A 26,697-nucleotide genomic window follows, 5' to 3' on the forward strand; every position below is an offset into this window, starting at 1 on the left:
TACCTACCCCCTGGCAGGAAATTACCTGCAAGTGGCCTCAGGCATCGGGGTCGTACATGTCATGGCGAATACTGTTCCGATTGGCGATCAGTTCGTCGATGCCAGGTTCGTCGTTGAGCGCACGCTTGATTGCGAGCTTGGTCGCTTCGTAGTTGGTGCGATAGAGATCTTTGTGATCAAGATTGGGATCGGTCGCGCAACGCGGATCGATCCATACCAGGCTGACGATGCACAGATCGTTGACCTGATCGCGCGGCAGGATGCCTTCGATCACGCAGTCCAGAACGGCGTCTGCAGTGGCCGCCTGGACCGTGCCACCGAACAGGTCGACGTAGGCCATGCTTTTCATGGTGACCTTGGGCACCATCAGGGTGGCGGGACGCACCTGCTGATTGCAGGCCCGGATGGCGAACATGCGGGTGTGGCCTGCGGTCTGTCCCATCATGTTGGCGAAGGCGTGTCCGACGGGTCCGTCGACGGTGCCGATCAGGATTTCCGGCATGGCGTCGGTGAACTGACCTTCCCGGGCGAGGATGGTGGCTTCGCCTGTTTTGAAAATGATCGTGTTGTGATCCATGTTTTTCCTTTCGACATTCAGTGCAGTTTGATGGTGGGTTTGTTTGGGGATTTGATGATGTTGGTGAGGGTGCCGAGTACGACTTTGAATAGCAGGCGGCACAGTCGCCGACCGCGAAGATGCGGGCACAGTCGATCAGGGCGACTCCGGCCTGGCCACGCCGACCAGGCGGTCACCCGAGCGTGTGATCAACTCGAGTCCCCCTGCACCGCCGCCGATCGCGATGATGCGGTGGGGGCTCTGCGGGTCGGGCAAATTCTTCTCCTTTATATTTCGAGAGGGGCCGGGATGGAATGGCGCCCAGTTCAGGGCTGGCTGGCGTTGATCAGGTCCAAGTATGTGTCGCTCGGATCTTGAGCCGGAACAGGCAGATTTTCTGGCGCTTGCCGTGCATCGCGCACTAGCGCGGCGACGTTGTCGCCAGTCAGGCTCTTCAGGAATGCAACCAGAGCAGATTTTTCCTCTGATGTCAGATTCAAACGCACTATAAGGGGAGATTTTTCGGGATTGTCGATTCCACCCTTGTCGTAGAAATCGACGACTTCCTCCAGCGTGCTCAGCGAGCCGTCATGCATATAGGGGGAGGTCAGTTCCACGTCGCGTAGGATAGGGGTCTTGTAGGCCCAGCTGTCTTTCGGGTTGAACGTGACTTCATAGCGCCCTACGTCAGGCAGTGGCGGCTCGAACGGCTTGAGATGCTTGGCATTCACGTCGACGAACACATTGGGTGCAAGTTGTACGCGATAGCTCTTGCGATCGGGAAACATGGTGCGTTCCCAGCCAAGCCCGGTGTTGTGGAATTTGTGATCGGTGAACAGCGCGCTTTTCTCGCCTACCGAGTGGCAGGTGACGCAGCGCCCCTTGCCCATGAACACCTGGAAACCACGCTGTTCCTTGGTATTCAGCGCATTCTTCTCGCCTCCGTAGTACCAGCGGTCGAAACGGGAGTTTCCGGAAACCAGAGTGCGCTCATAGCTGGCCAGGGCCTGACCAAGGCGCTCGGCATTGACCGGGCCATTGAAAGCAGTTTCGAATAGACCCTTGTATTCGGGCAGTTGGCGCACTTTTTCAACGACATAGCCGATCGACGGCATGTCCATTTCATTCTTGCTCAGCAGTGGACCCCAGATCTGGTCTTCCAGATGCGGTTCGCGTCCATCGTGGAACAGACTGCGCTGATAGCCCACGTTGAATATGGTGGGCGAGTTACGGCGATGGCTGCGGCCTTCGAGGCCAATCGCAGCACCCAGTTCGTGTGAGGTGAATCCTTGCTCGGGCACATGGCACATGCCGCAGGACATGACGTTGTTGTGGGAAAGACGTCGATCCATGAACAGGCGGCGTCCGAGATCGATTTTTTCTTGAGTCAGAGGATTGGATGCAGGAATGACGAGAGGCGGCAGACCCAGCGGGATGGGCAGATTGACAGGGGTGTCGGCATGTACGATTGGTGATAGAGAGGACAACACGCTGGCCATCGAGAGCCAGCGCAGGGCACGAATTACTTTCATGGCAGTTTTATACCTTCTTCCATTAACAAAGTGAGAATGTCGTTGTAGACGACGTCGGGTCCTAGATAGGAGGCGGTGTAGATTTCCCGGATGACATGGTTAGGGTCAATCAGAAAGACCTTCAGTACATGGCTTTTTGCGTTGATAGGCTTTAGGGTGACGGGGTCGACACCGACATAGACATCCTGGCCGTATGCATCCAGTATCGGGACAAGATCGCGTAGCGATGCCGTGGTGAGAAAATCCCACTGCACATCATGATTCCCGTGCGCATTGTCGCCTGCGTAGAGCTTGAGCACTTCAGGCGTATCGTGCTCGGGGTCGAACGAAACACTGACGAGACGAACTTTTCCCTTCAGTGCAGGTAGTGCCTGCAAGCGGCTCTGCAAATTGTGAAACACGAGGTAAGCATAGGGACATCCTGCCGGGTCGGCACAACTCGAGTAAATAAATGACAATAGCGTGACTTTGCCTCCGGTGAACTCGGATAGCGCGCGTGTTTTGCCATTTATATCCAGTACCTTGCCATCTGGCGCGGGTTTGATCGCATAAAGCTTGTAGCTACCAGGCGGATGGGGCTTAAAGTCCATGATCACCCCGGCTTGTTCGGTAATTTCCTTGGACTGATCGCCATCAGAAGCATTGGCGATGGAAGCACCAGTCAAAACCAGCGTCATGAGCACGGAAAAAAAACCGCCCCCCCGCAAGGGGAGGCGGAGAGCCCCAACAATGTAAGCGCTCAGTTTGGACATCAAATTATTTACCCTTCGGCTCGGTCAGTGCGAGCTTGAGGCTGTCCAGATTCTGCGATCCTGCAGCCAGCGGCTGCAACTTGCTCAAGTCGAGCGCCTGGAATTTCATGTGGTGGGCGCGACCGAGCTTCTCTTTGTAGAAGTCGATACTGAAGCCGAGCGTGAGTTTCTTGCCGTTCCAGTTGTACATCTTCAGGAACTGCTCGTCGTCCTTGCCCTTCTTGTCCCAGTTGCCCAGCAGGGAGGTGGTGAAATATACCCGCTTGCCGTCGAAGGATTGCGACACCATGTTGACTTGGGAGCCGATCTTCTTCGAATAGACTTCTTTCGGCTTCATCGGGTTGCTGAAATCGTAGAAGCGCGTCATGCCTTCCATCATGGTATTGACCCACAGGCCCTTGCCGTTGGCGGTCATGGAAATATCCACCGGCAACGGAACATCCGCGGGGTTGCCGATGGTGCCGACGTCGTACGACTGCCATTCACCTTGCTTGTCCTGCTTGATGACATACAGCTTGGAAGTCAAGGCGGTGGCGGTCACGGCCCAGTTGTCGCCTTTTTTCAGCGACCAGCGGATTTCCAGTGGCGCACCGGGCACATCGAAGATTTTCTTGGGCTCCATGGTCTTCAGATCCCATATGGCCATGGTCTTGCCAAAGTGCTTCATGGCGTCGGGATCCTTGACCATCTTGCCGAGATCCATCATATAGTTGTTCCAGCCGGTGAAGCTAGACGTCAGCAAGACGTTCTTCTGCGGGTTGATGCCGAGGTCATAACCATAACCATCGCCCATGACGCCGCCAATCTTGGTGGTGGGCATGTCATGCTTGGAAATCAACGCGCCCTCGTTGTTGTAAATGGCGATGCCGGTCACGCCGCCATGATCCTTGGTATTGGACAGGGCCTGTACCATCATGCGGCCGGGTAGTGCGTAGAAGGTGTGCGGACCGACATAGCCAGTCTTCTCGGCGAAATCTGTGATGGTCTTGACCAGCGTCGGCTTGGCCGGGTTGGTGTGAATGTCGAACACGAAAATCTTGTTACTGTCCAGAGCACCCGCCCACAGATAACGACGGTCATCGGTGAAGCCAGTATGGTGTGCTTCGCCACGGCCACCTACGGACAGGTAGTTGATCACTTTGCCATAGGTTTTGGAGCCAGGGCGCACGTCCACGGTTACGAGTTTGTCTGAGCCGTCGCCGACGCCTTCGACACCCAGTGTCCAGACATAGACTACATCTTCTTGGCCTTTGATGAGTGGCGTGAACGGCGAGTTACAGGTCTCATCCGCATAAGTAGTTGCCGGCAGGGTGGTCACACCCAATGCAACAGTGGCAGAAACGGCGGCCGCCAGGGCCTTCAGTGAAAAGCGGTTATTACATTTGGGCATATCGGTCTCCTTATCTTTGAACGGACAAACTCAGCGACGCAACGCTCTCTAATAGATCATGGATAAGCTAGAGCGAAGTTCGCGCCTTACGTTAAGCAATGCTCATGCCATGCATTCTTTTTCATATAAATCAAAATGTTCCGTTGTTTATATAAGGGTTTACCCTTATGTCTTTTGCGTATAAATAATTATCTTTCCGTGGATTGTTAGGGGTTTACCCTTAGTCCGATTGTTACTGAACGACTCGGGACGGTGTGACAATCTGTCTCACCCCCAGGTCACTATAGTAGTCAGCGCTTCACCGACAACAGATCAATGGAAGGAACCAGGCTGATTCGATGGGCGCCAAGCCTGGATATGGGTGCATTTTCCTGATAGACGAGAATGCCAATGATTTGGTTGCGGCAGGATGCGATGCCTTGCAAATTGCTGCCATTCGAGCGCGAGAGAATTCAATTCTTGATTTCTGCCGATGGATGACAAATTGCTTGATAGGCCCATCAAGCCGAATCAATCGCGTGGTATTAATAATTCCGGATGGCTAAAGTTGCGAATAGTTCGTCCCGTTCGACTGGCGTGCTGACTTTCGCGGCTCGATCTACAACTTCTCGCGACAGGTGACTGGAAAAAGTCCTGATGAAGTCGTAATGACAAGCGCGCAGGAACAGGCCTTTGCGGAAACCGATGCGGGTAATACTGGGTTCGAACAGATGGCTGGCATCCAGAAAACTGAGATCGCTATCATGGCTTTCATCTTCTGCCATCTCCGCCAGAATACCCACCCCAAGCCCTAGGCGGATGTAGGTCTTGATCACATCCGCATCGGTGGCGGTAAGCGCTACGCGGGGCGCGAGTCCGCGTCGTTGGAAGGCATCGTTGATATGAGAGCGATCGGTGAAACCGAACACATAAGTGAGAATGGGATATTCCCCTACTGCCTCCAGAGTTAATGGTTCAGCCATCTCTAGAGCATGTCCCCTGGGTACCACTACAGCGCGATTCCAGCGATAGCAAGGCAGCATGATCAGTTCATCGAAGAGATGCAGGGATTCCGTGGCGATGGCAAAGTCGATTCCGCCACTGGCTGCCATTTCCGCGATCTGGGCCGGGCTGCCCTGGTGGAGATGTAGGCTCAGTTCAGGGTATGTGCGCCTGAAGGTCCGGATGACGGGGGGCAGCACGTAGCGGGCCTGCGTATGAGTCGTGGCAATAGACAGTTCACCGCTACTCGGGTCACTGAACTCGAGTGAGACTCGGCGGATCGCCTCTATGTTGGCAAGCGTGCATTCAGCCAATTCCATGACTGCCCGTCCAGCTGCGGTACATCCAATAAGTTGGCGTCCAGCGCGTTCGAATAGAGGTACGCCCAATTCTTCCTCAAGCAATCGGAGTTGTTTACTCAAACTAGGTTGCGACTTGAACAGCCGTTCAGCAGCGCTGGTGACATTGAACCCGCTGTGGGCTAGCGCTAGAAGATAGCGTAGCTGTTGTAACTGCATGGGCCACTCCTCTGGATAACGGTAACAACATAGCGCAATTAGCGCCAATCTCCGGTGACCATAGCTTTTAGCCATGGGACCATGGCCAAGCGTGATTTCACAGTACCGCTGTAGTCCGTTACCTTGCAAACTTGAATTCATGAGCAAGGAATGGGCCATGAGTATTATCCTGATCACACAACCCGTTGCAGGCGATATTTCCGACTGGTTCGACGCCGATGGTTTCTTTGCCGAACCCCATCTCTGGGAGCGTCAAGTGGCGGTACGTATCGCGCTGGAGGATGGCATTCCTGTTCTTACCCCCAAGCACTGGGACGTGATTGACCATGTGCGCAGCCACTATTTCGCACTGGGTAGCTTGCCGGTGATGCGCCTGATCTGCCGGGCCACCGGATTGGATCGCCACAAGGCCCACAAACTGTTCAGCAGTTGCAAGATATTGTGGCGGGTAGCCGGTTTGCCCAATCCTGGGGGAGAAGCCGCTGCCTACATGAACTGACGTACGTTTTCTTGAGGGCCTCTTTCGTGCCTTGGCAGCAGGCTCTCAATTATTGCGAGGTTATCCTGCGGATCTACAATTTGCATTCCGGATGGCGTTAGCGATCGGGGGCGATTGGGCATTGACGAGCACACAGAAATTGGCGCCAGGGCAAACTATTATGTGGTAGTAGGCCGATGTTTGGGTTTGCCAAGCCGGGGTTTCGTGCCGTTTTCCATATAGAGAACAGATCGGCTTGGTTCAAGCTGGCGAGCATCAGATTCTGTTCGTGCGTACTGAGGACCTCGCCGAGGTGTATTGGCCGGCCAAGTCGGCCACCGCGTTCAACGGGTCGGCAGTGATGTCGCCCGGCGCGATACCGGTCTTCTTCAGCGAGCAATACCATACTGGTGTAGTGGTCAACTCTGTTTTCCAATGCCTCGGTGTGTGACGGACCTGATCCAGCAATACCTGGCTGATCAAAGTTTTCTCGCTCGGCTCGAGCGTCTGTCGGCCGACCTGTACCTTGGTCGGCGAGGTCGAGAAGCGGGCTTGGGTGTAATCTGATGGCGTTCTTTCCTGAGTCGTCGGCGGCAGAAGCCTATGTACGCACGCACGGCATCATGCTTTCTGGACTCGAGGGAACTGTATTTCCGCTCAACAGCGCCCAAACCCTTGCCGCTATCCGTCACAAGAATGGGCATCGCGCGCAAGGATCGGCTTGAGCACCGCCCCGATTGCCCCTTATCTGACTTCTCCAACACAAAGCCAGTCGTTCGCGGTGCGGCCCCGGCAAATCAGCTCAGGAATCTTTCACCGGACAGGCCGCTTTTTTCAGCTTGCTGCCCTGCTTATGGGGCATGCGCGTCATTCCGCATTTCTTTATTTCTGGACGGTTCAAGAATACCGTTTCATCCACTCGGGGAACGCCCGGCAGACTGACCACCTGTAGGGTGTTAGTCTCGCTCAAGGAAGCGATAAACGTTGAGGATAATTGTTTCGTCCCCGCAAGAAAGCCTCTCTTACCAGGCCATCTGGGCGCACTACACGAGGCCGCCAGTGATTCAGTTCAGGAGGATGTAGCAAATTTGGCGCACACTGTTTCAAAAAATACCTTGATCGTTACAGGGTAAAGGTTATTTTGAATGAGTGCCTCGATCGGGCATTCACTCTTTTTATTATGACAGACGTGATTTTACGCATTGCGCGTGAAGTCAAAATTCATTTTTTAATGCCTGGCACGGCCTATGCTTAACCTTTTTTAAAAAATGTTTTTACCTTGCCACACTCATAGGAGACAAGAATGTCGCGTAATGAAATTGCATGGAAAGAGCAGCCCAAATTTCCGTCTACTCATTTTGTAGATACCCGGATTTATACGGATAACGAGATCTTCCGTGAGGAGCAGGAAAAGATTTTCAATAAATGCTGGATTATTGGCTGCCACGAGTCGGAATTGCCCAACGCGTTCGATTACCGCACTTTTCATCATCCTGGCGGGGCACAGCTCTTTATGATCCGCGGCGAAGACATGAAAGTGCGCGCCTTCTACAATATCTGTCCGCATCGTGGCAACACGCTCCTTTACGATCCTGTCGGAAACGCCAAACGCATCACATGTATTTTCCATGCCTGGTCATTCAGCCCGAAAGGCGATTGCACGGATATCCCTCGTGGCAAGGAAGGTTACCAGGAACGTTACGGCTGCAAAGACGCGAGTTTGCGTGAAGTGAAAAGCGAAGTGGGTTACGGGGGCTTTGTTTGGGTCAACGTGGACGACGATAGCTGCACACTCAAGGAATATATCGGCGATGCGCTGGGCATGATGGAAGAGAATCTCAGCATGCCTTTGGAAGTCTTTACCTATCATAAGGCGATCGTCAATACGAATTACAAGTTGTGGCATGACACGAACAGCGAGTTCTACCACGACTATATGCATTACTTCAACCGTATTACGGGAATGATGCAACCAGGCTACTTTGATCGCAAGTACAAGGGGTATCCGAACGGCCACGCATCGGTGGGTTCGATGGCGATTAAATACGATGCTTACGCAGGTAGCCAAGAGCGCGCTGTGGGCTGGCCGGGTTTGGCGCCTGGCGGTTGGGTCCTGATTGACCTTTTTCCTGGAATGACCTTCAACCTTCGTACGTCGGTGCTACGAATGGATACGGCTATCCCGTTGGGGCCGGACAAACTGATTATCGAATTCCGTGGATTAGGGCTAAAGAGCGACACGCCGGAGCAGCGTGCTGAGCGAGTGCGTGATCACAATACGATTTGGGGGCCGTTTGGTCGCAACTTGCATGAAGATCTGCTCGGTGTGCATGGACAAGGATTGGCCATGCGTGAGCGAAGCGACAGCAAATGGGTTTTGCATGGTCGTGAAGAAAACTCGACGATACATGATGAGGTTGGGATGCGGCACTTCTACGCTGAGTGGGGCAAGCGCATGGGGCGTCAAGCATCCGATCCCTTCGGTGACAACAAGTTGGCTTGAGCCATGTTGATTTTTTGTGCCGCAAGTGTGACGACAACCATTTGCAGGCTTTCATTACTTCAATACGAGGACTATTGGCGTGACGCCCAAACAATTAATTGATGAACTGATTTACCGGTCCTCCCTTGCGATGGACAGTAAGAACTTTACTGGATTCCTTGACTTGTGCGATCCGGCATTTCGCTATGCCATTACTGCTTACATTCCGGAAATCCGCAAAGAAATGACCTGGCTTGAACATGATAAAGACGGCATGAAGGTTCTGTTCGACAATTTGCCCAGACACAACAGCGATCATTCATCGCTAAGCCGTCACGTCACAGTGTATACCGTCGAACAAGACGAAGCCAAACAACAGGCCAAAACGGTCAGTGCGTTACAGGTCTTTAAGACATCGCTGGATGGTGGTGCGACTGAGTTGTTCGCAGTTGGAAAAGTCTACGACACCATCTCCATGAATGGGGGCAATCCAAAGTTACTGGACCGGAATGTTCGTCTAGATACGCGGATGCTCGGTATCGGTTACCACATCCCGCTTTGATGGCTTTAATGGACTAACAGCGCTATGAAAATCCAGGTCAATGCCAGAAACCGCGCACATCATTTTAATGCGACCGAAGGGGAAAAATTACTTTACGCTGGATTGAGTGGTGCTGTTGGCCTGCCCTATGAATGTGGTAGTGGAACATGTGGAACGTGCAAGGCGCGGCTGATCTCGGGAGAGATCGTCGATGCTTGGCCCGATGCTCCAGGGCGCAAATACCTAAAGGGCGAGGATGAGTTTCTGATGTGTCAGTGTGCGGCTAAAACTGATGCATCAATCGAAGTGGCAAGCTTTGTTCAGACTATGGAAGCGGGCGTTTGCGTACCTGCTGCATTGAAGGGGAATATAAGTTCGGCAAAGCTGTTGACGTCCGACGTGATTCATCTTCAGATCAAGCTGAGCCAGCCGATGGAGTTTGATGCCGGCCAGTTTGTGATGGTCCAGGTACCCGGCGTGGCGGGGTTTCGCGGTTGGTCAATGGTCAACTATCAGCGTGAAGCGGAAAGCCTCGAATTCATTGTCAAGAAGAAGCCGGGGGGCGGGATATCCGAATGGCTGTTCAATAGCCAGTGCACAGGTGTGGAGGTCGAGGTGTTTGGACCTTTGGGCCATGCGACTTTTTACCCGGGCTTGTCAAAAAACATACTTTGTATTGCCGGCGGCAGCGGCATTGCGGGAATGATATCCATCCTGTCGCGGGCTGCACAGGATGATTATTTCCGCCAATATCGGGGTGATGTGTTCTTTGGTGTGCAGACGCTGAAGGATGCCTTTTTCCTCGATGAGTTTTCTCGATTACGGGCTCAATGCGGTGACAAACTGAATGTGACCATAGCCCTCTCGAAAGAGGATCCTCCTGCTTCAGCCCTGAGCGACTATCCGCACCTGAAGTTCGACACGGGTTATGTGCACGATGTAGCGGGGCGTCATATGCAGGGCAGTTATCAAAACGTCAGGGCCTATCTTGCCGGCCCACCGCCAATGGTGGATGCAACCGTCCGAATATTACTTCAGGCGAGATTAACCACCGACAACATTTGTTATGACAAATTCAGTTAGGAATGGCGGAATGAGCAAGATACGCATATGCAATACGGCTGAAATTCCCAGCAATGGAATGAAAGACTATGACGTCGAGGGCGGGCTCAAAGTCCTCATAGCCAACGCGGGCGATTGTTATTACGCGTATCAGGGAATTTGCCCCCATCAGGAAGTTTGCCTGGCCGAGGGCTATTACGATGGCGCAGTGCTTACCTGCCACCAGCATTTATGGCAGTGGGACATTACCACCGGAAAAGCGCTCGGCCTTGCCGAGGCTCCTCTTGAAAAATACGAAGTCAAGGTTGAGGACGGCGAAATATTCGTATTGCAATCCAGCGCGCTGAAGGCGGCACAGTTGTTCATGGATGTTTCTGGCGACACCCTGAAACGGCTTGATTTGCTTGCCCGTCGTGAGAAATACGAAAGCGGGAGCACCCTCTATAACATCGGCGACCCAACCGATGATCTTTATATTCTAGAGTCGGGTCGCGTTGAGTTTCTCATTGGCCGTGATGGCACCAGCCCTGCCGGTTTTGTTTTGCATAAGGGTGAAGTGTTTGGTTGGGCCGCATTACTCGAGAATCAAGCGCGTCGGATTGCAAAGGCCACCTGCTTGGAAGACTCGGTCCTGTTGCGACTGAATGGCGAGGAAACCTTGAAGGTCCTCGAATCCGATCCGGCATCGGGATATCTCGTCATGCGTAAGCTTTCGACGCTGATCACTCGACATCTGGGTTCCCAAGGAGAGAAATAGCCAAAACACTAATAGCGGGATTAGCACCAAGACTTTGCGTTGCACAGCATATGAATTTCGTACAGATATAAAGAGTAATCAGTATTGATTATGACCCGTACCAGGGAAGTGTCTAACAAGAGGAGAATTTCATCATGACTTGCCTTATGAATTGGTTTGATCGTTGCATTGGTCTCGCATTAGCAGTTTTAGTTGCGACTTTTGGCCTTACTGTCGGGAACGTGTCTTCTGCGTTCGCAGGGGAGAACAGCTATGGGAAAGTGGGTGACCCCATTCACTTGGTCATTGGTTACCAGCCGTATTACACGGAGTCTTGGTCCGGTGTGGTAATGCAGCCCATGAAGTTTTATGAGAAATACCTGCCCAAGGGATCCACTGTTGAATTTTCGATCGGCTTGCAGGGCGCCGTTATCGTCAACGCGATGCTCGCAGGCAAGCAGGATATTGGTTACATGGGAGACATGCCGGCCATCGTCTCGACGACCAAACAGAATGTTGCAGATCTTCGTATCGTTGCCACAGCGGGTTTAGGCCACGATCAATGCAATATCTTCCTTGCAAGGACTGACGCCCCTAAATTTGCCAATCAGACAGAGGCCATCAAATGGCTGAATGGCAAACGGGTGGCCGTGCCAAAAGGCTCTTGTACAGATCGTTTTGCACAAGCCGTGTTCAAAAAAATGGGTATTGAACCTGCAAGTTACCTGAATCAGAACATCGAGGTCATTACCAGCGGTTTCCGGGCTGGCAAGATCGATGCCGCGGTTATTTGGGAGCCTACAGCGTCCCGCCTGGTGCTTGAAGGCCTCGCCAAGCGCGTCGCGTCTGGTACGGCAGTGAATGAAAACGACGGTGGATTCATTGTCATGCGCAACGACCTGATACAGCAGCGTCCAGACGTCGTTAAGGCATGGCTGAATGCCGAACTCGATGCCCAGCAATATTTGGCTGACCCGAAAAACGCACAAAAGATTGCGCGTATGGTGAAGGATCAAACCACGGGCTTCACAGAAAAGGTTCTCTGGACATCGCTGTATGGCGAATATCCGGAAGCCCAAGGGGGTACCGCAGTACGGCTCCAGCTGCCTTACACAATTAGCCCGGAAGCTTCGGCGCTAATCACCAAAGCTGCAGCGTTTCTTTATTCCGTAAAGAGCATTAATACGCCTACATTGCGGCCCGACGCCGTCATGCCGGAGTTCACCGAGGCGATATTGAAAGAGCGTGGCCTGAAGAGTCCGATCGGCGTGGTTAAAGCCTTGCCAGCTTCCGCATATAAAGGCGAGTAACTCTCTCCAACACAATTTATCAGGATTGTTCCCAGCTGTGCGCATGGCTTGACGCGTACGGCTGGCGGGAGTCTTGACTTCTGAAATACATCGGCGCCATCGCCGGCGGCCCAAGATTTCAGACAGTATAGCTTCAAGAGGAATATAAATGGACCAGAACCAAACTGTAGCCTTGCTGAAGCGATCTATGCCGTTCCAGACGGTTCCGAGCGACATGCTCGATGCAATTGCTAAGCTGGCTCGATATGAGTCTTATGCTCGAGGGGATGTCATTTATCACCAGGGCGATTTTGCTGACGATGTTTATATCGTGTCCTCAGGTACGGTACAGCACACGCTTGGGATTGGCTTCCAGGCGACCCACCCGGAAAAAATCCTGCATAGCGGCGATGTATTTGGCTGGGCAGCGGTGCTCGATAATCAGCGCAGCCGTTTGGCGAAGACCGTCTGCATGGAACGGACTGAACTGATCCGGATCAACGGCGAGGAACTGATCAATCTCTTCAGGGCTTCGCCCGAAACCGGCGATATTGTCATGAGTCGCTTCGCGACCATGATCAATAAAGAATACACCATGCCGGAAGAAGTGGCGGGGCATGTCCCGCATTTCACGCAAGTGCCGGTCACCATGGCCACCGGTTTGACCTTGACGATGTTCCGTCTGTCGCAGTGGCTGAAAAGTCCAAAGCCCTATCTGATGTTCACGGGATTCGGAATCCTGTTGGCTACCTGGTATTTCACAGTCGAGGTCTGGAAATTGCCCAGGTTTGTGGACATGCCGGGATTGACCGTGGTGATGAAAGAATGGTTCAGCAAAGACCCGGTATATGGTTTATCTATCTATACGCCTGAGTATTACCAGCATATCTGGGTCAGCGTTCGCCGAATCCTGATTGCATTTTTCCTTGCCACGGTCCTTGGCGTACCGCTGGGGCTATTTCTAGGCTGGTCCAAGACGTTCCGCGAATACGTCTTTCCTGTTTTTGAAACGTTGCGCCCCATCCCAATTCTTGCCTGGGTGCCTTTGGCGATCCTAATGTTTCAGGGTTCCGAAACGCCTGTTATCTACCTTACCTTTCTTGCATCTTTCTATGCCACCGCCCTGAATACCATGCTGGGCGTCGAAACTATCGACGAGTCTTACAGCCGGGCGGCCGCTTGTCTCGGCGCAAGTAAGTGGCAAACCTTTAAGGAAGTGATTGTGCCGGGGGCCATGCCATTTATGTTTACGGGCCTGCAAATATCGATCGGTGTTGCCTGGTTCTCTCTGGTTGCAGGAGAAATGGTATCCGGCGAGTTCGGGCTGGGTTATGTGATCAACACGTCTTATACGATGGTTCGCTATCCGACTATCGTGATCGGCATGATCACACTTGGCATAGTTGGCTACACCTCCAGCGCCCTCGTACGCATGGCAGGTGACTACATGATGCAGTGGCGAGTCCGCGAACTTGCCTTGGGAGGTCGTTAATGAGTGCCGTATTGCAAAAATCTGCGAAGGCTGAAAAAGGAGCATTGAAAGGTGCAATCCGGATTGAGGATGTAGTCAAGATCTATGATCCTGAAGGCGCTGCGGTGATGGCTGTGGACCATTGTTCGCTTGATATTCCCGCTGGCGAAATATGCATGATTGTCGGGCCATCCGGCTGCGGAAAAACCACACTGTTGAATGCCATTGCAGGGTTTCACAGTATCAGTTCGGGCAAGATCTTCCTTGATGACGAACTCCTGTGCGGGCCCGAGAAACCCATGGCCCAACCGGGCTCTGATCGCATTGTGGTGTTTCAGAACGGTGCGCTGTTTCCATGGAAATCCAACTTGGACAACGTCGCTTTTGGCCCGTTGATGCAAGGCAAGTTGGGTAAAAAGGAAATCTACGACAAAGCCCGCAGCATGATGGCAGATGCCGGTCTAAGCGGGACCGAGCACAATTTCCCCGGCGAAGTTTCCTCCGGCTTGCGCCGTCGGGTAGAAATTGTACGGGCCCTGATGAATGAACCCAAGGTATTGCTGTTCGACGAACCTTATCGCGCACTCGACTCGCTCACCAAATCGGTGATGCATGAGGCTCTACTGGAAATTTATTACAAAAACAAAGTCACTATCTTCTTTATCACCCACGATCTGGAAGAAGCGATCTTTCTTGGACATCGACTTGTCATCATGTCCTCGCGTCCATGTAAGCCGAAAAAAATTATTGATGTTGATATCCCTCATCCGCGTGATTACAGCGTACTGACCAGTACACGATATCGCCAATTGATGGATGAGACGATAGAACTCGTACATGAAGAAGCCAAGAAAGCTTTTTCGGCTGGCGAGAAAGAAGGGTAACAATATGAATGCCAAACGTTTGAGAAAAGCACTATTTAATCGATCCAAACTACGTGCTGTCATTGCCATTTTCGTGTTCCTCGTATTGTGGGAGATCGGTTCGCGGTCCAAGGAGTGGTTCGGCTTTGCCGTGCCCTGGATTGGCCATGTTCCCGCGCCAACTGCAGTTGTGGTCGCGTGGTACGGATTGCTGGGTGACCCAGGCTACTGGCAAAGCTGGTATATGAGCACGCTCCGTGTGCTGGCGGGATTCTTTGCTGCCATGGTGGTCGGTATTCCCCTGGGCTTATTCATGGCAGTGAACAGGACATTCAACGGTCTGGTTTTTCCTTCTTTTGAAATATTGCGGCCGATCCCGCCACTGGCCTGGGTTCCGGCATCGATCATTTTCTGGCCAAGCCAGGAATTGTCCATTGCATTCGTTACTTTTCTCGGGGCCTTTTTCACGATCGTGATAAACGTTCTGGGAGGTGCGAAATCCATTGATCCCCGCTATTTCCAGTCCGCACAGTCAATGGGCTCTTCGCAATGGGATGTCTTCCGGCGTGTCGTTCTCCCGGCAACGCTTCCTTCGATCGTCGTGGGGTCTGCCGTAGGCATGGGGATCACCTGGGAAGTCGTGGTCGCTGCCGAAATGATTTCGGGCGGTGGTGGGTCGGGTGGTTCGGGTGGTGGATTGGGCTTTTTCATCTGGAATTCATATGTCGGTGGGTCATACGAACAGATCGTTGTCGGCATGATCAGCATCGGCATCGCTGGATTCATCTCCAGCGAGCTTTTACGAAAACTCGGTAGTTACTTAACCCCATGGTTGAGAAAACGGTAAAGGATGATTCGAATGAACGCTATTACTCAAAATCTATCGCCTGCTTCATCGAAGAGTCCAAATGTGAAGATCAAGGCTGCTGAAATCAAAGTTACAAATGTCAGCAAATCGTATGGCGCGGGCCTCTTTACCAAAGAAGTAATCAAGGATTGTTCGTTCACCATCGAACGCAACAAGCTTACTGTGATGATCGGCCCTTCAGGCTGCGGTAAAAGCACGTTGATACGGCTTCTTGCGGGCTTCGAGAAATCCTCGTCCGGCAGTATCGAAATTGACGGGAAACGAATTACCGGTCCGGGGCGTGATCGTCTGGTTGTTTTCCAGGAATCGGCATTGTTTCCCTGGATGACTACCTACGACAACATCATGTATGGGCCCAAAGCGCGCGGCGAAAATACCCAGCTGAATCGGGATCAAGCTGAATATTTGCTGGAAAAGGTTGGACTGACGGCTTTCAGGGAGAAATATCCTCCGCAACTCTCCGGCGGCATGCAGCGTCGGGCTGAATTGGCTCGTGCGATGATCAATAACCCCGATGTCATGATCCTCGATGAACCGTTTCGAGGCTTGGATTGCATGTCCAAGGAATTGATGTGGGAGTACTACTCAGGGCTTTATGAAGAGTCGCATAGAACGAACTTCTTCGTTACCACGGATATCGATGAAGCAATTTTCCTGGCTGATCGCCTCCTGATCATGTCAAACATTCCGGGACAGGTTCGTGCAACCATCGAAGTCGATTTGCCGCGCCCGAGAAGACTGGCTTTTGTTTTTGATAATGAACGGGCCGTTGCCATAAAAATGGAGGCTTTGTCCATCCTTCACAAGGAAGCGATGAAATCCTTCAGTGGTGGAAGCAAGGCGGCGGCAGATTTTGTCGAAGCTTATTCAAAGCGTTCCAGTGGCAGTGGGCCATCCGAACAATAGATCAATTCATCATATAAAACGCCATGCTTAGTCCTGGATAACGGGTGGATTGCTCACGCTCAAATTCACCGATTTCTCTTGTTTTTGTTTAGGTTTGCTTCACGTCTTAATTTGTAAATATTTGTTTTTCCTGGGGAAAATTTTTTCGTTTGAATTATTTATTCTAAGTAAAACAAGTAATTGTTAAAAGGCAAAACGCAAAATTTCGCATGCTGTCCTCGATGTGTATTTGAATGCTGATCGAAGCTTTTAATATTTGGAGATGAAAATGGGAAAAAAAGTAATTGATATGCGCAGTAGGCCTTCATTTTTGCATGATTTTTATGGGGCGACGCCGGGTACCAATGAGTATGAGGTGGTCAAATGGCTGAATAGGCGTGTGGGTTCAAAAGACGACGAGCACTTTACCCGCTCAAAAGATGTCGAGGGGTTTGTAGGCGAAATCAGGGAAGTGGGCATAACAGCGTCTGTGGTGGTGGGCCGAGACATACCAGGAATTCGGCATACAAATGATGAAATCAGTGAAATAACACAAGGACATAAAGAGCTTGTTGGCATGGGCTCTGTCGACCCCTTGGCATTGGGCGTCAAAGGGTCGATTGCCGAAGTGGAGCGGGCCATTAAAAAACTAGGCTTGAAAGGTATCAATCTCGAGCCTGGATTCGGTAGTGCGCCTATGAAGGCCGACAATCCATTGTTATATCCAATCTATGATGCCTGTGATCAATTGGGCGTTCCCGTTTGCCTTATGTCAGGGCCAACCTCTCCTAGTCTCGAACTGACTGATCCCGCTCCTGTGGGACGGATTGCGAAGGCATTTCCTAACCTGTCGATTATTTGTTATCACGGGTTCTATCCCTATGTGAACGAAATAATCGGGGTTGCCTTCCGCTGGGAAAATGTTTTCCTTGTGCCGGATATGTATATATTTCTTCCGGGTGGAAGTCTTTATGTTGAAGCAGCAAACGGTTTCATGAAAGACCAACTCCTGTTTGGTAGTTCATATCCCTTCCGGGCGATGGGGCAGTCAGTTGATGATTATAGAAACCTTGGATTCAAAGATGATGTTATCGACCAGGTCATGTATAAAAATGCCAAACGGGTACTTAAATTAAAAATCTAGATAAATCTGGAAGCATCCTGAAAAAATTGAATTTTATGGCTATTCGAAATGAACGTTGCGATTAGAGAGGCGGAATTGTCTGACCTTTCTCGGTTGGTCGAGCTTTATAAATTGCTTGACTTCTATCCCGAGGAAGATCAGCCATTCGACAAGCTTCAACAACAGTTTATGCGCCATACAGAATATCCCGACTATCACGTCTTTGTCGCAGAAGAGGACAACGTGATAGTCGGTACCTTTGCGCTAATTGTGATCGAAAGCGCAGCTCATGGTGGGAAACCCTTCGGGATTGTCGAAGATGTTGTCGTTTCGAATAAGTGGCAAGGGAAGGGGATCGGTAAGAAGATGATGTTGTTTGCAATGCAACACTGTCAGGCGCGAGGATGTTACAAGCTTGCGTTGTCGAGCCATTTACAACGGGATGAGGCGCATAAATTCTATGAGTCGCTTGGTTTCGCAAAACATGGTTTCAGTTTTCAGATAGCCTGGGCTGTCTAAGTTAGATGATTACAGAAGGCAGGGGGTTCATCAATCAGGTTCAACGTGGCTTCTGCAATCAATGTATTGTTCTTAATCTGATATTGCCGCATCAATGACAATTGCCTGGCTGCTTGCGGTTTCTCTTGTCGTCGGCATGCTCATCGGCGCTGTAGGTATAGGTGGAATCCTACTCATTCCGGCACTCAATATTCTTGGAGGATTGACAATCCAAGAGGCCATGGCAACCGCATTGGCCACATTTATTTTTACGGGGGTTATTGGGACATTTTCATTTCAACGGCGTGGAAGTATCGACTGGAGCATTACTGTACCGCTGTGCATTGGAGCAGCAATCTTTGGATTTTTCGGCGCCTGGGCAAATGCAAAGATCAATGCACAAGCCCTCTCTTTGATTCTGTCTTCGATTATTGTTTTCGCGGGCATTTACACTTTCTATACGAAAAATAAAAAGAAATCGGTCATATTTCAGAATCGTCCACGATTTCAGCAGGCATTATTGATTGGCGTAGGTGCTGTCGTGGGTTTCGGCTCGGGCCTTACGGGTGTCGGAGGACCCGCTTTGTCTGTTCCCATGATGATTTTGCTGGGATTTCCTCCCCTGAGCACAATAGGCGCAAGCCAGGTAATTCAGATCCTGGCAGCACTCTCAGGGACAGCCGGGAATCTGCAATATGGGTCATTCGATTACAAACTTCTGGTCATTTGCACACTTTTTGAAGTCGCAGGTGTCGTAGCAGGCGTGCGGATCGTACATGCCATGAATGCGCAGGTTTTGCGGGGTAGCGTAGGGGTATTGTGCATTCTTGTTGGTGCGGGGCTCATGGTGCGGGCATTGGGGTTTTGATGGCCTATCGGAGTTCCTATAGGGGGAACTCAGCACACAAGACCAGTGTGTAATAGAGCGTTGTTCACCCATCGACATCCATTGGAAGTACGGATCATGCCTGACCCGGCTGATCAAGAAACGAACTGAAAGCCGGAGTCGCCCAAGGCCAAGCTCATACAACTGGCTCAAACCTACTACAAAGTACCCGGATGATTCATTGTGAATCGTGACGGTGTGACAATTTGTGTCGACTCCAGATCACTTTTCTGCCTGATCTGGCATGACATTCTGTCCTAGTACTGGATCTTCCTGCACTGGATTCGCGTGCTTTGCGATTGATTAGGCGGTTGTTTATGCATGATTTTGCAATCGCCCCGGTTTGAAAAATCGATTGGCACGCGAATTGCAGAGAGCTCTCAAACACCCCGCCCCAATGGTTTTCTTGATTGCTCAGAGGATTTATGTCCAGTACAAATCAAGCCGACTTGTTGCCTGCACTGCACCGGCTACAGGAAAAATTCGGCTATATCCCCGACCATGCCATTGCCGAACTGGCAAAAGCCCACAACATGGCGCAGGCAGAAGTGGTCGGCGTCATCGGCTTCTATCATGACTTTCGCCGTACGCCACCCGGCCGCCAGCGTCTTCGGATATGTCGCGCAGAGTCATGCCAGGCTATGGGCGCGGATGCCCTGGCCCTGCACGCCAGCACGCAACTCGGCGTCGAGTTCGGCGCCACCACGGCCGATGGCGAAGTGACGCTGGAAGCGGCTTATTGCCTGGGCAATTGCGCCTGTTCGCCGGCGGTGATGCTGGACGACGAATTGCACGGCCGGGTCAGCGCCGAGCGCCTCGACGCCATGCTTGCAGAAGGACGAGGGGTATGACGCAACGGATTTTTGTGCCTCGCGATGCCAGTGCCGTATCGGTGGGCGCGGAGCGTGTGTGTCGAACGATCGAGAACGAGGCCCGGAACCGCGGGCTGGATGTGGAAATCGTGCGCAACGGCTCGCGCGGACTGTATTGGCTGGAGCCACTGATCGAGATCGAGCTTGACGGGCAACGTATCGCCTACGGGCCGGTTAATCCTGAGGACGTGCTGGGTCTGTTCGAGGCCGGATGGCTGCAGGGCGGTGCGCATGCCTTATGCCATGGCCCCAGTGAAGAGATTCCATATCTGAAGCGCCAAACCCGGCTCACCTTTGCCCGCATGGGCGTCACCGATCCTCTGTCGCTGGAGGACTATCGTGCGCATGGCGGATTAAAGGGACTGGAGCGCGCGCTCGACATGAAGGCCGAAGACATCGTGGATGCCATCGATACGGGTGGCTTGCGCGGCCGTGGCGGCGCAGGTTTCCCCACGGGAATCAAGTGGCGCACCGTGATGAATGCAGGCGGCGGACAAAAATACATCGTCTGCAATGCCGACGAGGGTGACTCCGGCACATTCTCGGACCGCATGCTGATGGAGGGCGATCCCTTTTGTCTGATCGAAGGCATGATCATTGCCGGCCTGGCAGTGGGGGCGGACACCGGTTACATCTACCTGCGCTCGGAATACCCGGATGCCTGGGACGTGCTCGAGGATGCCATCGTCACGGCCACGCGTGAAGGCATACTGGGCGCCAATGTGCTCGGCTCTGGACGACGCTTCGAACTGAATCTTTTCAAGGGCGCCGGGGCCTACGTGTGTGGCGAGGAAACCTCGTTGCTGGAGAGCATCGAGGGCAAGCGCGGTCTGGTCCGCGCCAAGCCGCCGCTGCCTGCGTTGCAGGGCCTGTTCGGCCGTCCCACGGTGGTCAACAACGTCATCACGCTGGGCAGCGTGCCCTGGATCCTGGCGCATGGCGGCGAAGCCTACAAAGCGCACGGCAGCGGTCGTTCGCGCGGCACGCTGCCGTTCCAGCTTGCGGGCAACCTGAAGCAACCCGGTCTGGTCGAGGTCGCCTTTGGCATGACCCTGCGCGAACTGCTATACGATTTCGGCGGCGGCTCCGCCAGTGGACGGCCAATCCGTGCCGTGCAGGTGGGCGGACCGCTCGGCGCCTATCTGCCAGAGTCGCGCTTCGACCTGCCCCTCGATTATGAGGCGTTTGCGGCAGTCGGTGCCACGGTGGGCCATGGCGGGATCGTTGCCTTCGACGACAGCGTCGACATGGCGAAAATGGCCCGCTATGCCATGGAATTCTGCGCCATCGAGTCCTGCGGCAAATGCACGCCGTGCCGTATCGGTTCGGTTCGTGGCGTGGAGTTGCTGGACAGCATGCTGGCCGCGCGCCCGCAACATTCCAACGACGACACCCTGCTGCGCGATCTTTGCCAGACTATGCTGGAAGGATCGCTTTGCGCCATGGGCGGTATGACGCCGTATCCGGTCCTGTCCGCACTCGATCACTATCCTGAAGATTTCGGCCTGTCGCCGAAGCAAGAGGAGGCCTCCACATGAGCCTGCATTGCCATCACGACCGGGGTACCCCGGCACGCACGTCCACCCAACACGTCACGCTGTCCATCGACGGCGTTCCCATTACCGTTCCGGCCGGAACCTCGGTGATGCATGCCGCCGCCGAAGCGGGAATCGATATTCCCAAGCTGTGTGCGACCGAACAGCTGGAATCGTTCGGCTCCTGCCGACTCTGTGTAGTCCAGGTGAAGAACCGGCGTGGCTACCCGGCTTCATGTACCACGCTGGCGGAGGAGGGCATGGAGGTCACCACCGAGAACGATGCCCTGTTCCGTCTGCGCCGTGGCGTCATGGAGTTGTATATCTCCGATCATCCGCTCGACTGCCTGACCTGTTCCGCCAACGGCAACTGCGAGTTGCAGGACCAGGCCGGCCGCGTCGGCCTTCGCGAAGTCCGCTACGCCGACGGCCAAAACCATCTGCAGGAAGCGACGGATACCTCGAATCCCTATTTCGCCTACGATCCGTCGAAGTGCATCGTCTGCTCGCGCTGCGTGCGGGCCTGTTCCGACATCCAGGGCACCTACGCCTTGACCACCACCGAACGCGGATTCGACAGTCGCATCGCGGCAGCGGGCGGCGAGGATTTCATGTCGTCCGAATGCGTGTCCTGCGGCGCCTGTGTCGCGGCCTGCCCCACAGCGGCGCTGATGGAAAAATCCGTCATCGAGATGGGGCAGCCCCAACGCAGCGTCACAACCACCTGCGCCTATTGCGGCGTGGGGTGCTCGCTCAATGCCGAGTTGCAGGGCGAGAAAGTGATCCGCATGGTGCCCGACCTCAATGGTGGCGCCAATCATGGCCATGCCTGCGTCAAGGGCCGTTTCGCCTGGGGCTATGCCACGCATGCCGACCGTATCACCACGCCGATGATCCGCAGTTCGATCCGCGATCCCTGGCGCGAGGTGAGCTGGGAGGAGGCCATCGCCCACACGGCGAGCGAGCTGCGGCGCCTGCAGGAAAAATACGGGGCCGAGTCGATCGGCTCGATCACCTCCTCGCGTTGTTCCAACGAGGAGACCTATCTGGTCCAGAAGCTGACGCGTGCGGCCTTTGGCGTCAACAACGTCGACACCTGCGCTCGCGTGTGCCATTCGCCAACCGGGTATGGCCTCAAGCAGACGCTGGGCGAATCGGCGGGTACTCAGGACTTCGATTCCGTGATGCAGGCGGACGTGATCATGGTGATCGGTGCCAACCCGACCGATGGTCACCCGGTATTCGGTTCACGCATGAAGCAGCGCCTGCGCCAGGGCGCCAAGCTGATCGTCGCCGACCCGCGCGCCATCGATCTGGTCGACACGCCGCACGTGCGCGCCGCCCATCACCTGAAGCTGCTGCCCGGCACCAATGTCGCGCTGATCAATGCCCTGGCGCATGTCGTCGTGGCCGAGGGGCTGGTCGACGAGGATTTCGTCGTGGATCGCTGCGAGGCGGAGGCCTTCAATAAATGGCGTACCTTCATTGCCGATCCGCGGCATTCGCCGGAAGCGACCGCATCCGTCACCGGCGTGCCGGCGGACGAGGTACGCGCGGCTGCGCGACTGTATGCGACAGGCGGCAATGCAGCCATCTACTACGGTTTGGGCGTGACCGAGCACAGCCAGGGGTCCACCATGGTCATGGGGATCGCCAACCTGGCCATGGCCACCGGCAACATCGGGCGCCCCGGCGTCGGCGTCAATCCGCTGCGCGGCCAGAACAACGTGCAGGGCTCGTGCGACATGGGATCCTTCCCGCACGAACTGCCCGGGTATCGCCACGTTTCGGACGTCGCCACCCGCGAGCTGTTCGAGTCGGTCTGGGGTGTGCCGCTTTCGGACGAACCCGGCCTGCGTATCCCGAACATGTTCGACGCCGCCATCGCCGGCAGCTTCAAAGGGCTCTACGTACAGGGTGAAGACATCGCCCAGTCCGACCCGAACACCGGGCATGTCACCCATGCACTGGAGTCCCTTGAGTGTCTGGTGGTGCAGGATCTCTTCCTCAACGAAACCGCGAAATTCGCGCATGTCTTCCTGCCCGGCGCCAGCTTCCTTGAAAAGGACGGCACCTTCACCAACGCAGAACGGCGCATTTCGCGCATCCGCAAGGTGATGCGTCCGCTTGCCACCTATGCGGACTGGGAAGTGACCCAGATGCTGTCGAACGCACTCGGTTATCCGATGAATTACAGCCATCCGTCCGAGATCATGGACGAAATTGCGCGCCTGACCCCCACCTTCCACGACGTGTCCTACGCCAATCTGGACCGGTTGGGCAGCATCCAGTGGCCTTGCAACGCGGAACATCCGGACGGCACGCCGACCATGCACGTGACGGAATTCGTGCGGGGCAAGGGACGCTTCATGCTGACCGAGTACGTTGCCACGGACGAGCGCGTCAACCGTCGCTTCCCGCTGCTGCTTACCACCGGCCGCATCCTGTCGCAATACAACGTCGGTGCACAGACCCGGCGTACCGCGAATAACGCGTGGCATCCGGAAGACATCCTCGAGCTGCATCCAGTGGATGCCGAGGATCGCGGCATCCGTGACGGCGACTGGGTCGGCGTGCAGAGCCGTGCCGGCGAGACCGTGCTGCGCGCGCGAATCAGCGAGCGCATGCAGCCCGGCGTCGTCTACACCACGTTCCACTGGCCCGGCTCCGGCGCCAACGTGGTGACCACGGAGAACTCCGACTGGGCCACCAATTGCCCGGAGTACAAGGTGACCGCTGTGCAGTTGTCGCGTGTGGAACAGCCCTCGACCTGGCAGAAGCAGTTTGCGCAATTCAGCGAGGAACAGATGAAACTGCTGAAGCAGGAGCCGGCCGGTGCGCCTGTGTGACCTGCCCGGCTCCTCCATGACGCTGCCGTCTCCCTTGGTGGAAACCGCCGCGCGCGGTCCGAGTGGCATGCGAATGGACTCGGTGCCGGAAGAAGTACCGGTCGCCTTGTCCTACAACGGCATCTCGCATGTCGTGATGCTGGCCAGTCCGACCGACCTGGAGGACTTTGCCCTCGGATTCAGCCTGAGCGAAGGAATCCTGGCGGACCCCAGCGAGCTGTATGACCTGGATCTGGAGATCGAAACCCGCGGCGTAGTCGTGCAAATGCGTATTGCCGAAGCGCGGTTCGCCGAACTCAAGAACCGTCGCCGTGCGCTGGCCGGCCGTACGGGATGCGGCTTGTGCGGCGTAGAAAGCCTGGATCAGGTGGCCCGCACCCTGGCGCTGTTGCCAGCCGGCCCCGCCATCGCGGCCGCGGCGCTCCATCGGGCGCTGGCCCAGTTGCAGCAGAAGCAGCCGCTGCATGCCAGCACCGGTGGCGTACATGCGGCCGCCTGGGCAGACGCCGCAGGCGATTTGCTGGCGGTGCGTGAGGACGTGGGCCGCCACAATGCGCTGGACAAGCTGATCGGCGCATTGGCTAAAGACCGGCGCGATCCTGCCGCCGGCTTCGCGTTGGTCACCAGCCGTGCCAGCTTCGAGATGGTGCAGAAGGCAGCCAGCGTCGGCATCCCCATTCTGGCGGCGGTCTCCGCGCCGACAGCCTACGCGATCCGGCTGGCCCAGGAAGTGGGGCTGGCCCTGGCGGGTTTCGTACGCCAGGGCCGTTACACCATTTATTCAACCCCGGAACGAATCGAAACCTGAGCAACACATGAATATTGAACACCTGATCCACATGGCCAATCAGATCGGCGCCTACTTCGAGGCCGAGCCCGATCGGGTGGTCGCAAGCGCGGGCGTTGCGGATCATCTGGCCCGCTTCTGGGAGAAGCGCATGCGCCAGAGTCTTTACGCCTACCTGGATTCGGCGCAGGACAGCACCCTGACGCCGTTGGTCAGCGAAGCCCTGACCCGGCATCGTGAGCAGATACTGGGCAAACTCCAATGAGCCGAGCCTTCGTCGCCCTGGGGGGGAATGTCGACGGGCCCGCAGCTCGCCTGCTTGCCGTCATGGATGAATTCGATTCCCTGCCGCATACCCGCCTGTTGCGTGCGTCGTCGCTCTATCGGACGGCGCCCGTGGGCTATGCCGACCAACCCGACTTCATCAATGCGGCCGTTCTACTGGAAACCGGACTGTCGCCGGATGCGCTGATGGGCGAATTGCTAGCGATGGAGACGCGCCATGGCCGTGTGCGTCACGTGCGCAACGGGCCGCGCACGCTGGATCTCGATTTGCTTCTGTACGATGGCCTGATCCTGGATGGCGATCCGGCGCTGATCGTGCCACATCCGCGCCTGCACCTGCGGTCTTTCGTCCTGGCGCCGCTGGTGGAAATCGAGCCCGAGTGCGTGCTGCCCCGGCATGGCCGGGCGGCTTCGATCCTCGAAAGAATGACGGACCGGGATGAGGTCCGCCGCATCGATTTCCCTGGATTGGACGATGGACTGCAGGTTCTGCGCAGACTTGGCCAGGGATTGATGCCCCGCGCCTACGCCTGACCTATCCGGTTGTCTGGTCCCGCCGGCCCCAATGCAGTCCTGACTTATACGGGAAGCGGTGCGGTGCGCTCAATCAGCGCATAGGCGGAATGATTGTGGATCGATTCGAAATTCTCCGATTCGACCACATAGGATTCGATGCGAGCATCCTCGTTCAGAGCGCTGGCCACATCGCGCACCAGGTCCTCCACGAATTTCGGATTCTCGTAAGCCTTCTCGGTGACGTATTTCTCATCCGGCCGCTTCAGTAGACCATAGAGCTGGCTGGAGGCATTCGCTTCGGCGATGTGGATCAGGTCTTCGATCCAGATGAAATCGTTCGTCTTGACGGTGATCGTTATATGCGAGCGCTGATTGTGAGCGCCGTATTTCGAGATGCCCTTGGAACAGGGACACAGGCTGGTGCATGGCACCAGGATTCTGACAGTCTGGTGATACACACCATCCCGGATTTCTCCGATGAACGTGACTTCGTAATCGAGCAGACTCTTGACGCCCGAGACCGGTGCGCGCTTGTTGACGAAGTAGGGGAAGCTCATCTCGATGTGCCCGGAGCGGGCTTCCAGACGCTCGATCATCTGGCGAAGCATGCTTTCGAAGGATTCCACCGTGATCTCGCGATCCTGGCTGTTCAGGATCTCGATGAAGCGGGACATGTGCGTGCCCTTGAAGTGGTGGGGCAAATGCACGTACATGCCGAAGGTGGCGATGGTGTGCTGGGTGCCGCTGCTCTTATCCCGCACCCTGACGGGATGGCGGATGGCCTTGATGCCGACCTTGTCGATGGCGATCCTGCGGGCATCCGGCGTGTTCTGGACATCGGGGATGGCTGCATCGGCAGGCTGGGCAGGCCTGCGGCCAGGCAGGGTTGAAGGGCAGGGCAGGTCGGTTTCGCAAACGGTGTCGCAGGAGGTCATGAGCGTC

General features: G+C 54.8%; 26 protein-coding genes. 20 read left to right on the plus strand and 6 right to left on the minus strand.

Annotation, left to right across the window (positions count from 1 at the left end):
* Positions 1–37 precede the first annotated feature (37 nt).
* The 5 genes from fae to cysB all read right to left on the minus strand — a co-directional run bounded on the left by fae (position 38) and on the right by cysB (position 5,729).
* Entirely contained in the window at positions 38–577 is a 540-nt protein-coding gene (gene fae / locus B058_RS0108865; protein ID WP_018508124.1) for a formaldehyde-activating enzyme, read from the minus strand.
* 305 nt (positions 578–882) lie between these two features.
* A complete protein-coding gene (locus B058_RS16740; RefSeq protein ID WP_081616765.1) occupies positions 883–2,088 on the minus strand; it encodes a cytochrome-c peroxidase in 1,206 nt (401 codons plus the stop codon).
* Complete coding sequence (locus B058_RS16745) at positions 2,085–2,840, minus strand: SCO family protein (protein ID WP_051082064.1); 756 nt, start codon at positions 2,838–2,840, stop codon at positions 2,085–2,087. Before B058_RS16745 ends, B058_RS16740 begins: the two co-directional genes overlap by 4 nt.
* 4 nt (positions 2,841–2,844) lie before the next feature.
* Entirely contained in the window at positions 2,845–4,230 is a 1,386-nt protein-coding gene (gene mtoX, locus B058_RS0108880; protein WP_018508126.1) for a methanethiol oxidase, read from the minus strand.
* Positions 4,231–4,754: 524 nt separating this feature from the next.
* Positions 4,755–5,729 (minus strand): HTH-type transcriptional regulator CysB, encoded by a 975-nt coding sequence (gene cysB, locus B058_RS0108885; RefSeq protein ID WP_018508127.1) that lies wholly within the window; start codon positions 5,727–5,729, stop codon positions 4,755–4,757.
* Positions 5,730–5,868: 139 nt separating this feature from the next.
* On the opposite strand from cysB, the gene B058_RS0108890 reads away from it, so the two are divergent.
* The 20 genes from B058_RS0108890 to folK all read left to right on the plus strand — a co-directional run bounded on the left by B058_RS0108890 (position 5,869) and on the right by folK (position 25,773).
* Positions 5,869–6,228, plus strand: coding sequence for a TusE/DsrC/DsvC family sulfur relay protein (locus tag B058_RS0108890; RefSeq protein ID WP_245539282.1), 360 nt, complete (start codon positions 5,869–5,871; stop codon positions 6,226–6,228).
* Between the two features lie 268 nt (positions 6,229–6,496).
* Positions 6,497–6,658, plus strand: a complete 162-nt coding sequence (locus B058_RS0108895) for a hypothetical protein (protein WP_157265710.1) — start codon at positions 6,497–6,499, stop codon at positions 6,656–6,658.
* A gap of 852 nt (positions 6,659–7,510) precedes the next feature.
* A complete protein-coding gene (locus B058_RS0108900) occupies positions 7,511–8,710 on the plus strand; it encodes an aromatic ring-hydroxylating oxygenase subunit alpha (protein WP_018508129.1) in 1,200 nt (399 codons plus the stop codon).
* A gap of 79 nt (positions 8,711–8,789) precedes the next feature.
* Complete coding sequence (locus tag B058_RS0108905) at positions 8,790–9,251, plus strand: nuclear transport factor 2 family protein (protein ID WP_040723919.1); 462 nt, start codon at positions 8,790–8,792, stop codon at positions 9,249–9,251.
* A gap of 24 nt (positions 9,252–9,275) precedes the next feature.
* Positions 9,276–10,313, plus strand: a complete 1,038-nt coding sequence (locus tag B058_RS0108910; protein ID WP_026240783.1) for a 2Fe-2S iron-sulfur cluster-binding protein — start codon at positions 9,276–9,278, stop codon at positions 10,311–10,313.
* A 10-nt stretch (positions 10,314–10,323) separates the two neighbouring features.
* On the plus strand, positions 10,324–11,049 hold the full coding sequence (locus tag B058_RS0108915; protein WP_018508132.1) for a cyclic nucleotide-binding domain-containing protein: 726 nt from the start codon (positions 10,324–10,326) through the stop codon (positions 11,047–11,049).
* A 146-nt stretch (positions 11,050–11,195) separates the two neighbouring features.
* The gene (locus B058_RS0108920; protein ID WP_018508133.1) at positions 11,196–12,338 is read left to right on the plus strand and encodes an ABC transporter substrate-binding protein; all 1,143 of its coding nucleotides are present in this window, start codon (positions 11,196–11,198) and stop codon (positions 12,336–12,338) included.
* A gap of 148 nt (positions 12,339–12,486) precedes the next feature.
* Complete coding sequence (locus B058_RS0108925) at positions 12,487–13,809, plus strand: ABC transporter permease subunit (protein ID WP_018508134.1); 1,323 nt, start codon at positions 12,487–12,489, stop codon at positions 13,807–13,809.
* A complete protein-coding gene (locus tag B058_RS0108930; protein WP_018508135.1) occupies positions 13,809–14,672 on the plus strand; it encodes an ABC transporter ATP-binding protein in 864 nt (287 codons plus the stop codon). Before B058_RS0108925 ends, B058_RS0108930 begins: the two co-directional genes overlap by 1 nt.
* Positions 14,626–15,498 (plus strand): ABC transporter permease, encoded by an 873-nt coding sequence (locus B058_RS0108935; RefSeq protein WP_245539284.1) that lies wholly within the window; start codon positions 14,626–14,628, stop codon positions 15,496–15,498. Before B058_RS0108930 ends, B058_RS0108935 begins: the two co-directional genes overlap by 47 nt.
* A gap of 12 nt (positions 15,499–15,510) precedes the next feature.
* Positions 15,511–16,425 (plus strand): ABC transporter ATP-binding protein, encoded by a 915-nt coding sequence (locus tag B058_RS0108940; RefSeq protein ID WP_018508137.1) that lies wholly within the window; start codon positions 15,511–15,513, stop codon positions 16,423–16,425.
* Positions 16,426–16,693: 268 nt separating this feature from the next.
* Positions 16,694–17,548, plus strand: a complete 855-nt coding sequence (locus B058_RS0108945) for an amidohydrolase family protein (protein ID WP_018508138.1) — start codon at positions 16,694–16,696, stop codon at positions 17,546–17,548.
* A 48-nt stretch (positions 17,549–17,596) separates the two neighbouring features.
* Positions 17,597–18,046 carry a GNAT family N-acetyltransferase gene (locus B058_RS0108950; protein WP_018508139.1) on the plus strand — a complete coding sequence of 150 codons (450 nt, stop codon included), beginning with the start codon at positions 17,597–17,599 and terminating at the stop codon, positions 18,044–18,046.
* Positions 18,047–18,140: 94 nt separating this feature from the next.
* Positions 18,141–18,893, plus strand: a complete 753-nt coding sequence (locus B058_RS0108955; protein ID WP_018508140.1) for a sulfite exporter TauE/SafE family protein — start codon at positions 18,141–18,143, stop codon at positions 18,891–18,893.
* A 443-nt stretch (positions 18,894–19,336) separates the two neighbouring features.
* Positions 19,337–19,762 (plus strand): formate dehydrogenase subunit gamma, encoded by a 426-nt coding sequence (locus tag B058_RS0108960; protein WP_018508141.1) that lies wholly within the window; start codon positions 19,337–19,339, stop codon positions 19,760–19,762.
* On the plus strand, positions 19,759–21,321 hold the full coding sequence (locus B058_RS0108965; protein ID WP_018508142.1) for a formate dehydrogenase beta subunit: 1,563 nt from the start codon (positions 19,759–19,761) through the stop codon (positions 21,319–21,321). The genes B058_RS0108960 and B058_RS0108965 overlap by 4 nt, the downstream gene beginning before the upstream one ends.
* Positions 21,318–24,167: a formate dehydrogenase subunit alpha gene (fdhF, locus tag B058_RS0108970; protein WP_018508143.1), complete on the plus strand. Its 2,850-nt coding sequence runs from the start codon at positions 21,318–21,320 to the stop codon at positions 24,165–24,167. Before B058_RS0108965 ends, fdhF begins: the two co-directional genes overlap by 4 nt.
* Entirely contained in the window at positions 24,154–24,975 is an 822-nt protein-coding gene (gene fdhD / locus B058_RS0108975) for a formate dehydrogenase accessory sulfurtransferase FdhD (protein WP_018508144.1), read from the plus strand. The genes fdhF and fdhD overlap by 14 nt, the downstream gene beginning before the upstream one ends.
* A 7-nt stretch (positions 24,976–24,982) precedes the next feature.
* Positions 24,983–25,219 (plus strand): formate dehydrogenase subunit delta, encoded by a 237-nt coding sequence (locus B058_RS0108980; protein WP_018508145.1) that lies wholly within the window; start codon positions 24,983–24,985, stop codon positions 25,217–25,219.
* On the plus strand, positions 25,216–25,773 hold the full coding sequence (gene folK / locus B058_RS16750; RefSeq protein WP_040723950.1) for a 2-amino-4-hydroxy-6-hydroxymethyldihydropteridine diphosphokinase: 558 nt from the start codon (positions 25,216–25,218) through the stop codon (positions 25,771–25,773). Before B058_RS0108980 ends, folK begins: the two co-directional genes overlap by 4 nt.
* A 44-nt stretch (positions 25,774–25,817) precedes the next feature.
* Here folK and folE2 read toward each other — a convergent pair whose 3' ends face one another.
* Entirely contained in the window at positions 25,818–26,690 is an 873-nt protein-coding gene (folE2, locus tag B058_RS0108990) for a GTP cyclohydrolase FolE2 (protein WP_018508147.1), read from the minus strand.
* Positions 26,691–26,697 lie beyond the last annotated feature (7 nt).

The sequence above is a fragment of the Thiobacillus thioparus DSM 505 genome (genome assembly GCF_000373385.1).
Taxonomy (GTDB): Bacteria; Pseudomonadota; Gammaproteobacteria; order Burkholderiales; family Thiobacillaceae; genus Thiobacillus; species Thiobacillus thioparus.